1 protein-coding gene is annotated in these 11,347 nt (G+C 71.3%); it reads left to right on the top strand.

Annotated elements, in window-relative coordinates; all coding sequences use genetic code 11:
- Positions 1-9: 9 nt before the first annotated feature.
- On the top strand, positions 10-11,347 hold an 11,338-nt coding region (locus tag D7V88_RS32675), incomplete at its 3' end, for a non-ribosomal peptide synthetase (RefSeq protein ID WP_120544539.1).

Raw genomic sequence — 11,347 nt, 5'->3', positions numbered from 1 at the left:
GTGGAGGGGATGCTGGGTATCCTCAAGGCGGGCGGGGCGTACGTGCCGCTGGACGCGGGATACCCACGTGAGCGGCTGGCGTTCATGGTGGAGGACGCGGGCGTTGAGGTGCTGGTGACGCAGGCGTCGCTGCGAAGCGCGCTGCCGGAGGGTGCGTCGCAGGTGGTGGGCCTGGACGACGGCTCGCTGGACGCGGAGCCGACGCACGCTCCGGTGAGCAGCGGAGAAGCGGAGGACCCGGCGTACGTCATCTACACGTCGGGAAGCACGGGCAAGCCGAAGGGCGTGTGGGTCCCGCACCGGGCGGTGGTGCGCCTGGTGGTGGAGACGAACTTCATCCAACTAACGGCGGAGGACCGCATCGCGCAGGTGTCGAACGCGTCGTTCGACGCGGCGACCTTCGAGGTCTGGGGCGCGCTCCTGCACGGCGGCCGGCTGGTGGGCATGTCGCGGGACGTGGCGCTATCGCCCTCGGCGTTCGCTGCGTACCTGCGCGACGAGCGCATCAGCACGCTCTTCGTCACCTCCGCGCTCTTCAACCAGTTGGTGGCGCAGTCGGCGGAGATGTTCCAGACGGTGCGCCAGCTCCACGTGGGCGGCGACGCGGTGGATCCGGGCGCGGCGCGGGCGGTGCTCGCGAAGGGCGCGCCGGGGAAGTTCGTCAACGCCTACGGTCCCACGGAGAGCACGACGTTCGCCGCGTGGTACGCGGTGGACGCGCTCGCCGAGGACGCGGTGACGGTGCCCATTGGCCGGCCGCTGTCCAACACGGAGCTGTACGTCCTGGACGCGGCGCTCCAGCCGGTGCCCGTGGGCGTGCTGGGCGAGCTGTACATCGGCGGTGACGGCCTGGCGCTGGGCTACCTGGGCCGGCCGGAGCTGACGGCGGAGAAGTTCGTGCCGCACCCGTTCCGCACGGAGCCGGGCGCGCGGCTGTACCGCACCGGCGATCAGGTGAAGCAGTTGCCGGACGGCAGCGTGGTGTTCCTGGGCCGCCTGGACTCGCAGGTGAAGGTGCGTGGCTTCCGCATCGAGCTGGGCGAAGTGGAATCCGCGCTCAGCCGCTGCGAAGGCGTGTCGGAGAGCGTGGTGGTGGTGCGGGAGGAGACGCCCGGCATCAAGCGGCTGGTGGCGTACGTGGGCGGCGCGGAGGCGACGCGTCCCACGGTGGACGCCCTGCGGACCGCGTTGAAGGGCCTGTTGCCGGAGTACATGGTCCCGGCGGCGTTCGTGATGCTGGAGTCCCTGCCGCTGACGCCCAACGGCAAGGTGGACCGCAAGGCGCTGCCGGCGCCGCAGGGTGAGCGGCCGGATTCGGGCAAGGACTTCGTCGCACCCCGGACGCCGGAGGAGCAGACGCTGGCGGCCATCTGGGCGTCGGTGCTGGGCGTGGAGAAGGTCGGCATCCACGACAACTTCTTCGCCCTGGGCGGCGACTCCATCATCAGCATCCAGATCATCTCGCGCGCCAACCAGGCCGGTCTGCGCCTGATGGCGAAGCAGCTCTTCCAGCACCAGACGGTGGCGGAGCTGGCCCAGGTGGCCACCGCCGCGCTCGCCTCCCAGGCGGAGCAGGGCGTGGTGCGCGGGCCCCTGCCGCTCACGCCCATCCAGGCGTGGTTCTTCGAACGGGACCTGACCCAGCCGCACCACTTCAACCAGGCGGTGATGATCGAAGCGCGGCAGCGCGTGGACGCCGGCCTGTTGGAGAAGGCATTGGCGCGGCTGGTGGAGCACCACGACGCCCTGCGCATGCGCTACGTGCGCGGCGACTCCGGGTGGATGCAGGAGAACGCGGGCCTGGAACAGCCCATGTCCCTGCGGCGTCAGGACGTCTCCGAGTTCCAGGGGGACGAGGACGCGCAGCGGCGGGCCATCCAGGCAGCCGCCACCGGGTTGCACCAGGGTCTGCGCCTGGATGAAGGCCTGCTCCTGCGCGCCATGCTGTTCGATCGCGGCGAGGGCCGCACGGAGCGCCTGCTGCTCGTCATCCACCACCTCGCGGTGGATGGCGTGTCGTGGCGCGTGCTGCTGGAGGACTTGAACACCGCGTACCAGCAGCTTCGTCGCGGCGTGCCCGTGGCGCTGCCGTCGAAGACGACGTCGTTCCAGGCGTGGGCGCGCAGGCTGGAAGCCCATGCCCGCAGCCCGGAGCTGGAGGCGGAGCGGGCGTTCTGGCTGGAGGGGACCCAGGAGGTCCTGCCCCTGCCGGTGGACCATTCGGGGCCGAACACGCTCGCGTCGACGGACAGCGTCCGCTCGGTGCTGGAGGTGGAGGAGACGCGCGCCCTGTTGCAGGAGGTGCCGGCCGCGTACCGGGCCCACATCAACGACGTGCTGCTGACGGCGCTCACGCAGGCGCTGACGCGCTGGACGGGGCAGCCTCGCGTGCGCATCAGCCTGGAAGGCCACGGACGCGAGGAGCTGTTCGCGGACGCGGACATCTCGCGCACGGTCGGTTGGTTCACCGCCGTGTATCCGGTGCTGCTGACGGCTCCCAAGGGAGGCTCGCTGGGCGACGGGCTGCGCGCGGTGCGCGACACGCTGCGGCGCCTGCCGAACAAGGGCCTGGGGTACGGCGTCCTGCGCTACCTGGGGGACGGGGAGGAGGCCGCGAAGCTGAGGGCGGTGCCCCCCGCGCAGGTGGCTTTCAACTACCTGGGCCAGTTCGACGCGATGGCCGCCGGGGAGTCGATGTTCGGCCTCGCCAAGGAGCCCGCGGGCCCCGGGCAGGGCGAGGGCGGTCTGCGCACCGCCCTGCTGGAGCTCAACGGCCTGATCATCAACGGCCGGCTGGAGCTGTCGTGGTCGTACAGCTCCAACGTGCATGGGCGCGCCACCGTGGAGGCCCTGGCGGAGTCGTTCCTCGGGGCGCTGCGAAGCCTCATCGCCAACCGCACGTCGGAGGACGCGAAGCGCTTCACGCCCGCGGACTTCCCGCTGGCGAAACTGGACGCGCCGGGCCTCGCGCGCCTCCAGACGGGCGCCCCTGGCCTGGAGGACGTGTATCCGCTGTCTCCGCTCCAGCAGGGCATGCTCTTCCACGCGCTCCTGGAGCCCGGCTCGGGCATGTACTGCGAGCAGATGGCGTGGAGCTTCCACGGCACCGTCAACCTGCCAGTGATGCGCCGCGCGTGGGAACTGCTCGTGGCGCGAAACACCATCCTGCGCACGTCCTTCGTGTGGGACGGGCTGCCGGAGCCGTTGCAGGTGGTGCACGCGTCAGCGGAGCTGCCGTGGCGGGAGCTGGACTGGCGCGGCCTGTCCTCCGAGGAGCAGCAGGAGCTGTTCCAGCAGTACCTGGTGGAGGACCGCACGCGGGGCTTCGACGTGGGGCACGCGCCGCTCTTGCGGCTGACCGTCGTCCGGCTGGATGAGCAGGTACTGCGCTGCCTGTGGAGCATCCACCACCTGCTGCTGGACGGATGGAGCATGTCGCTGCTCATCCAGGAGCTGTTCAGCCTCTACCGCGCGATGGATCAGGGACTGGCGGTGCCCACGGAGCGCGCGGTGCCGTACCGCGAGTTCATCGGCTGGCTCCAGCGGCAGGACGCGTCCCGGACGGATGCGTTCTGGAAGCGCGAGCTCGCTGGCATTCACGCCCCCACACCGTTGCCGTACGACGACCGCGCGGCCCAGGCGAAGCTGCACGCGCAGGACCACGCGGAGAAGTCCATCCGCCTGTCCGCGGCCTCCACGGTGGAGGTGGATGCGTTCGTCAAGCGCCACCAGCTCACGTTGAACACGGTGGTGCAGGCGGCATGGGCGCTGGTGCTCTCACGGCACAGCGGCGAGGCGGAGGTGGTGCTGGGCGCCACCGTGTCAGGCCGGCCGTCCGACCTGCCCGGCGTCGAGCGCATGACGGGCATGTTCATCAACACGCTGCCGGTGCGCGTGCCGGTGACGGCGCATGAGCCGGTGGTGCCATGGCTGCGCCAGCTCCAGGAGCGTCAGTTGGAGTTGCGCCAGTACGAGCACAGCCCGCTGGTGCGGGTGCAGGGCTTCAGCAAGGTGCCGCGCGGCACGCCGCTGTTCCAGAGCCTCTTCGTCTTCGAGAACTACCCCATCGATTCGACGCTGAGCCAGCGCGCCAGCGTGCTGGAGGTGCGCGACGTCCAGGGCAGCGAGCGCAGCAACTTCCCGCTGACGGCGTCCTCCAGCCCCAGCCGCGAGCTGCTCCTGAAGCTGGCGTTCGACACGCCGCGCTTCGACACGGCGGCCATCGAGCGGCTGCTGGGACAGTGGAGGCGCGCGGTGGAAGGCCTGGTGGCGGCGGAGTCGGGGCGCGTGTGGCAGGTGGGCGTGCTGTCCGCGGAAGAGCAGCGGCAGGTGCTGGTGGAGTGGAACCAGACGGCCTCGCAGTACCCCCGCGAGGCGAGCATCGGGGACGTCTTCGCCGCGCGGGTGGCGCGTCGTCCGGACGCGGTAGCGCTGGAGACGGCGGATGAGAAGTTGACGTACGCGCAGTTGGACGCGCGGGCCAACCAGCTCGCGCACCTGCTGCGCTCGCGTGGCGTGGGCCCGGAGTCGCGGGTGGCGCTGTGCCTGGAGCGCGGCGTGGAGCTGGTGGTGACGCTGCTGGGCATCCTCAAGGCCGGCGGCGCCTACGTGCCGCTGGAGGCGGACTACCCGCGCGACCGTCTGGCGTTCATGTTGTCGGAGGCCGGTCCCCGCGTGCTGGTGACGACGCGTGCTCTGGGGGCGCGGCTGCCCACCGATGGCCTGGACGTGCTGTGCGTGGAGGAGGAGCGCGAGGCGCTCTCGCGCCAGCCCACGACTCCGGTGGTGAGCGGTGTTGGAGGCGGCAACCTGGCCTACGTGGACTTCACGTCGGGCAGCACGGGCCGGCCCAAGGGCGTGTGCACGGAGCACGCGGGCGTGCTGCGCACGGTGCTCAACCCCAACTACGCGCGGCTGGGTGAGGACGACACGCTGCTGCTCGTGGCGCCGGTGTCCTTCGACGCATCGACGCTGGAGATCTGGGGCGCGCTGCTGAACGGGGCGCGGCTGGTGGTCTATCCGCCGGTCCCCGTGGGTGACGTGAAGGAGATGGAAGGCGTGCTCAAGCGCCACGGCGTCACGGTGCTGCACCTGACGGCCGGCCTCTTCACGCAGATGGTGGAGGGCAACCTGGAGGGGTTGCGCGGGGTGAAGCAGCTCCTGACGGGTGGCGACGTGGTATCGGCGCCGCACGTGAAGCGCGCGCTGGAGGTGTTGGGCGTGACGGTGACGGCCTGCTACGGGCCGACGGAAGGAACGCTCTTCACGAGCAGCCACCGCATGGAGACGGCGGAGGACGTGGGCGCGACGGTGCCCATCGGCCGCCCCATTGGTGACACGCAGGTGTACGTGCTGGACGGGCAGTGGCAGCCGGTGCCAGTGGGCGTGGCGGGAGATCTGTACGCGGCCGGTGACGGCCTGGCGCGCGGCTACCTGGGCCGGCCTGAGTTGACGGCGGCGGCCTTCCTGCCGAACCCCTACGGCCCTCCGGGCAGCCGCATGTACCGCACGGGCGACCTGGCGCGGTGGCGCGCGGACGGCGTGCTGGAGTTCCTGGGGCGTGGCGACACGCAGGTGAAGGTGCGGGGCTTCCGCGTGGAGCTGGCGGAAGTGGAGGCGGCGCTGGGCCGCTGCGAGGGCGTGCGCGAGAGCGTGGTGGTGGCGCGCGGCGAGGGCGCCGGGAACAAGCGGCTGGTGGCGTACGTGGTGGGCGAGGGGCTGGACATCGCGAGCGTGCGCTCGGCGCTGAAGGACGCGGTGCCGGAGTACATGGTGCCGTCGGCCTTCGTGGTCCTGCCAGCGCTGCCGCTCACCGCGAACGGCAAGGTGGATCGCAAGGCCCTGCCGGAGCCGCGTGAGGCGGGCGTGGAGGTCTCGGGCACGTATGTGGCACCCCGGACGCCGACGGAGGAGGTGCTCGCGGGGGACTGGGCCCAGGTGCTGGGCGTCGGCCGCGTCGGCACGCGCGACAACTTCTTCGAGCTGGGTGGCCACTCGCTGCTGGCGACGCAGGCCATCTCGCGCATCCGCTCCTCGCTGGGCGTGCAGTTGCCGCTGCGAGCCCTCTTCGAGGCGCCCACGGTCGCGGAGCTGGCGCTGAAGGTGGATGCCGCCGCGCTGGGCGCGAAGGCGCCACCGCTCCTGCCCGTGGCGCGCACGGGGCCGCTGCCGCTGTCGTTCGCGCAGCAGCGCCTGTGGTTCCTGGATCAACTGGAGCCCGGCTCCACGGCCTTCAACATGTTCACCGCCCTCCGGCTGGAGGGCACGCTGGACGTGGCCTCACTGGAGCGCGCGTTCCTGGAACTGGTGCGGCGGCATGAGTCGCTGCGCACGACGTTCCAGGCCGTGGGCCAGGATCCGGTGCAGAGCATCGCGCCCGTGCCGGAGCAGGTGCTCGCGCGAGTGGACCTGCGCGTGCTGGAGGAGGGCGAGCGCGAGCTGGAGGCCCGGCGCGTCGCGGGCGTGGAGTCGCGTTGGCCCTTCGACCTGGGCCGGGGGCCGCTGTTCCGGGCCACCTTGCTCCAACTGGGCGAGCGGCAGCACCTGCTCCTGCTGGCCAAGCACCACATCATCTCCGACGGCTGGTCCATGGGCGTCCTCGTGCGCGAGGTGACGTCCCTCTACGAGTCGTTCCGCACGGGCCAGCCCTCGACGCTGCCGGAGCTTCCGGTGCAGTACGCGGACTACGCGGCGTGGCAGCGCGGCTGGCTGAAGGGCGATGCGCTGGAGGCGCAGCTCTCCTTCTGGCGCGGACAACTGGGAGGCGCCCCGCGCCTGCTGGAGCTGCCCACGGACCGGCCGCGTCCTGCGGTGCAGGGCACGCGCAGCGCCATCCTCCACCGGATGCTCCCGGAGCGCCTGACGCAGGCCCTGCGCACGCTGGGACAGCGCGAGGGCGCGACGCTGTACATGACGCTGCTCGCGGGCTTCCAGGTGTTGCTGGCGCGGCACAGCGGGCAGACGGACATCGTGGTGGGCGCGGACATCGCGAACCGCCACCACGCGGAGACCGAAGGGCTCATCGGCTTCTTCATCAACCAGCTCGCCCTGCGCGCGCGGTTGGAGGACGACCCGACCTTCCTTGCGCACCTGGGCCGGGTGAAGGACACGGCGCTGGGGGCGTACGCGCACCAGGACCTGCCGTTCGAGGAGCTGGTGAAGGCGCTCAACCCGGAGCGCAGCCTCGCGCACGCGCCGCTGTTCCAGGTGAAGCTCATCCTGCAGAACACGCCCACGTCCGCGCTGGACCTGCCGGGGCTGACCTTCCGCGCCTCGGGCGCCGAGTCGGTCTCCTCGAACCTGGACCTGACGCTCTCCATCACGGAGACGCCGCAGGGCCTGTCGTGCCAGTGGGTCTACAGCACCGACCTGTTCGACGCGGCCACCATGGACCGCATGTCCACGCGGCTGCGCGCCCTGCTGGAGTCCGCGGTGGCGGAGCCCGCGGCGCGCGTCTCCTCGCTCGCCGTGCTGTCCGTCGAGGAGCGCCGCACGCTGTTGGAGGACTGGAACGACACCGCGCTCTTGCTGCCTGAGGACGGCGGGCTGCACGGCCTCGTCGAGGCCCAGGTGGAGCGCACTCCGGACGCGGTGGCCGTGGAGTTCCAGGGCGAAGCGCTGACGTATCGTGAGCTCAACGCGCGGGCCAACCAGCTCGCGTGGCACCTGCGCGGCCTGGGCGTGCGCGCGGAGACGCGCGTGGGCGTGTGCCTGGAGCGTTCGCTGGAGCTGGTGGTGGCGTTGCTCGGCGTGCTCAAGGCGGGCGGTGCGTACGTGCCGCTCGACCCGTCCTATCCCTCCGAGCGACTGGGCGCGATGTTGGAGGACGCCCGGGTCCCGGTGGTGGTGACGCAGGACACGCTGGCGGATGAGGTGCCCTCGCGCGGCGAGTGGCTCCTGTCGGTGGACGCGGAAGCGGCGGTCATCGCGCGCAAGTCGAAGGAGAATCCCCCGTCGCTGACGGACGCGCGCAACGCGGCCTACGTCATCTTCACCTCCGGTTCGACGGGCCGCCCCAAGGGCGTTCTCGTGGAGCACCGGGGCATCCGCAACACGATCCTGCGCACGGTGGGGGACTTCGACATCCAGCCAGGCCGGCGCGTCCTCCAGTTCACCGCGTTCGGGTTCGACGCGTCCGTGCTGGAGATCTTCGGCACGCTCGCGGGCGGAGGCACGTTGGTGCTCGTGTCGCGCGACGCCCTGTTGCCGGGACCGGAGCTGACCGCGCTCCTGCGCGACCAGCACATCACCACCTCCGTGCTCCTGCCGCCGGTGCTCGCGGCGCTGCCTCAGGAAGCGCTGCCGGAGCTCCAGACGATCATCTCCGGCGCGGAGGCCCTGCCGTCCGAACTCGTGGAGCGCTGGGGCGTCGGACGCCGGTTCGTCAACTGCTACGGCCCCACGGAGATCAGCGTCACGGCGACGAGCGCCGAGTGCGCGCCGGGCGAGGGGCGGCCCGGCATCGGTCGGCCGTACCCGAACACCCGGCTGTACGTGCTGGACGGGGCCGGGCAGCCGGTGCCCATGGGCGTGCTGGGCGAGCTGTTCATCGGCGGCGTGGGCGTGGGGCGTGGCTACCTGGAGCGCCCGGACCTGACGGCCGAGCGCTTCGTGCCGGACGCCTTCGGTGGCGAGCCGGGAGGTCGGCTCTACCGGACGGGCGACGTGGTGCGCTACCGCGCGGACGGCCAGTTGGAGTTCGCGGGACGCGCGGACCACCAGGTGAAGCTGCGCGGCTTCCGCATCGAGCTGGGTGAAATCGAAGCGGTGCTCGGCCAGGACTCCACCGTGCGGGACGTGGTGGTGGTGGCGCGCGAGGACGTGCCCGGCCAGAAGCGCCTCGTGGCCTACGTGGTGCCGCAGGAGGAGGAGACGGTCGACGCGGAGGCGCTGCGCCGGTTCGTCAAGGAGCGGCTGCCGGAGTACATGGTGCCGTCGGCGGTCATGTCGCTGGACGCGCTGCCGCTGACGCCCAACGGCAAGGTGGACCGCAAGGCGCTGCCCCGGCCCGACCTGCAGCGGCTGGCGGCGGAGCCGGAGGAGGCCGCGCCCCGTCCGGGCGTGGAGACGACGCTCGCGGGCATCTGGGCGGAGCTGTTGGGCCTGGAGCGCGTGGGGCGGACGGCGGACTTCTTCGAGCTGGGTGGCCACTCGCTGCTGGCGACGCAGGCCGTGTCGCGCATCCGGCAGGCCTTCCGCGTGGACCTGCCCGTGCGGGCGTTCTTCGAGATGCCCAACGTGGCCGCGCTGGCCGCGTGGCTGTCCGCGCACGTGGAGGCTTCGGGACCCGAGGTGCCGCCGCTGGTGCCGGTGTCGCGCGAGCAGCCGCTGCCGTTGTCGTTCGCGCAGCAGCGCCTGTGGTTCCTGGACCAGTTGGAGCCGGGGAGCCTCGCGTACAACATCCCGTTGACGGTGAGCCTGGAGGGCGCGCTGGACGTGCCCGCGCTGGGCCGTTCGTTCCAGGAGATCCTCCGTCGCCATGAGTCGCTGCGCACGGCGTTCGGCGTGCACGCGGGCGAGCCGGTGCAGGTCATCTCCGGCGTGCCCGACGTGGCGCTGGAAGTGGTGGACCTGGGGACGCTGACGCCGGAGGAGGCGGGAGCGCGGTTGGAGCAGCGCGCGCTGGAGGAGTCGCGCCGTCCGTTCGTGTTGTCACGCGGTCCGTTGGTGCGCGCCACGTTGCTGCGTCAGGACGCGCACCGGCACATGTTGCTTTTGACCATGCACCACATCGTCTCCGACGGTTGGTCCATGGGCATCTTCATGCGGGAGATGGCTGCCCTGTACGAGGCGTTCCACGCGGGCCGGCCCTCGCCGCTGCCGGAGCTGCCGGTGCAGTACGCGGACTACGCGGCGTGGCAGCGCGGCTGGCTGAAGGGTGATGCGCTGGAAGCGCAGTTGTCGTACTGGCGCGAGCAGTTGAGGGACACGCCGCGCCTGTTGGAGCTGCCCACGGACTGGAGCCGTCCGACGGTGCGAACCCACCGCGCGGGGACGGTGCCGACGGAGTTCCCGAAGGAGCTGTCGGAGAAGCTCCAGGCGCTCAGCCAGCAGGAGGGCGCGACGCTGTACATGACGCTGCTCGCGGGCTTCCAGGTGCTGCTGTCGCGCTACAGCGGGCAGACGGACATCGTGGTGGGCACGGACATCGCGAACCGCAACCACGCGGAGACGGAGGGCCTCATCGGCTTCTTCGTCAACCAGCTCGCCATGCGCACGCGGCTGGACGACGCCCCGACGTTCCGGACGCTGCTGCGCCGAGTGAAAGACACGGCGTTGGGGGCGTACGCGCACCAGGACCTGCCGTTCGAGGAGCTGGTGAAGGCAATCAACCCGGAGCGCAGCCTGGGCCACGCGCCCGTGTTCCAGGTGAAGCTGTCGCTCCAGAACACGCCCGCGGCGTCCATCGAGCTGCCGGGGCTCAAGCTGCGCTCGCTGGGCAAGGATGAAGGCGCGGCGAAGCTCGACCTGACGCTGTCCTTCAAGGACACCGGCATCGGGCTGGTGTGCGTCAGCGACTACCGAGCCGACCTGTTCGAGCGGACGACGGTGGAGCGGATGATGGGGCACCTGCGGGTGCTGCTGGAGGGCATCGTCGCGAACCCGGACGTCTCCGTGGGAGCGCTGTCGCTGATGGGGGAGGGCGAGCGTCAGCAGGTGTTGAAGACGTGGAACCAGACGTCGGAGGCCGTGCCGTCTGAGAGCATCGCCGCACAGTTCGAGGCGCAGGTGGAGCGAGTGCCCGGAGCGGTGGCGGTGGTCGCGGACGGGAGGCAGTTGACGTACGCGGAGCTGGACGCGAAGGCGAACCGGCTGGCGCGAGCGCTGGTGAAGCAAGGCGTGGGCCCCGAGGTGCTGGTGGGCCTGTACGTGGAGCGCACGGTGGAGTCCATCGTGGGGATGCTGGGCATCCTCAAGGCGGGCGGCGGATACGTGCCGATGGACACGTCCTTCCCCGCGGCGCGAGTGAAGGCGATCGCGGAGGACGCCAGCCTGCGGGTGGTGGTGACGCAGCGAGCGTACGCGGAGGACGTGGCGGGGCTGGGATGCACCACCATCCTCGTTGAAGCAGTGGAAGAGGCAGGCGGGAGCACCGAGCGCGTGGAGTCGGGCGTGCGGGGTGAGAACCCGGTGTACGCCATCTTCACGTCAGGCAGTACGGGCCGTCCGAAGGGCGTGGTGGTGGAGCACCGGCAGTTGGCCAACTACGTGGAGACGATACGGGGCCGGCTGCGACTGACAGAAGGAATGAGCTTCGCGTCGGTGACGACGCTGGCTGCGGACCTTGGGCACACGGCGGTGTTCCCGATGCTGTGCGGAGGCGGGACGCTGCACCTGGTGGGCAAGG

This window comes from Corallococcus terminator, assembly GCF_003611635.1.
In the GTDB taxonomy this organism is placed as follows: Bacteria; Myxococcota; Myxococcia; order Myxococcales; family Myxococcaceae; genus Corallococcus; species Corallococcus terminator.
This window is presented reverse-complemented; position numbering and strand designations above follow the sequence as displayed.